The 749-nt window shown below is 70.8% G+C and carries 1 protein-coding gene; it reads left to right on the top strand.

The window, feature by feature from the left end; genetic code table 11:
- Window positions 1-642: TerD family protein (locus L0P92_RS44775; protein WP_234768856.1), on the top strand; the 642-nt coding region annotated here is incomplete at its 5' end.
- Between the last annotated feature and the right edge of the window lie 107 nt (window positions 643-749).

Genomic DNA, 749 nt, shown 5'->3' on the forward strand with positions numbered 1-749 from the left:
CCCCCGGCGCCCCAGGCCCCCGCCGCTCCCCCGGCCCCGCCCGCGCCCCCCGCGCCCGGCGCCGGGAAGATCAACCTCGACAAGGGCCGCGTCAGCCTCCAGAAGAACCAGACCGTGTCCCTCGTCAAGGGCGGCCGCCCCCTGCTCTCCCAGGTCAAGATGGGCCTCGGCTGGGAACCGGCGTACCGCGGCAAGGACATCGACCTGGACGCCTCGGTCATCGCCTACGGCCCGCAGCGCAACCACATCGACAGCTGCTACTTCGGCAAGCTCCAGATCGTGCAGGGCGCGATCCGCCACTCCGGCGACAACCTCACCGGTGAGGGCGGTGGGGACGACGAGGTCATCACCGTCGACCTCGGGCGCCTCCCCCAGGAGGTCACCGGGCTGGTCTTCACGGTCAACTCCTTCTCCGGCCAGAAGTTCACCGAGGTCGCCAAGGCGTACTGCCGGCTGATCGACGCCGCCTCCGGCGAGGAACTCGTCCGCTTCGACCTCACCAACGCCGAGGCGCAGACCGGCGTGATGATGGCCAAGCTGATCAGGCAGTTCTCCGGCGAGTGGGAGATGACGGCCATGGGCGACTTCGTGAAGTCCCGCACGGTGAGGGGGATGGTGAAGCCGGCGGCCCAGGCGCTGTAGCCAGCCGTATCACCGGGATCAGTCGTACGACGTCCAGGGCGCCCCCGGCCAAGGGGGCGCCCGGTCTCTTTGCGGGGCCACTGTCCGCGGGGGGACCGGGGGGACTG

This window comes from Streptomyces muensis (genome assembly GCF_021474425.1).
GTDB lineage: Bacteria > Actinomycetota > Actinomycetes > Streptomycetales > Streptomycetaceae > Streptomyces > Streptomyces muensis.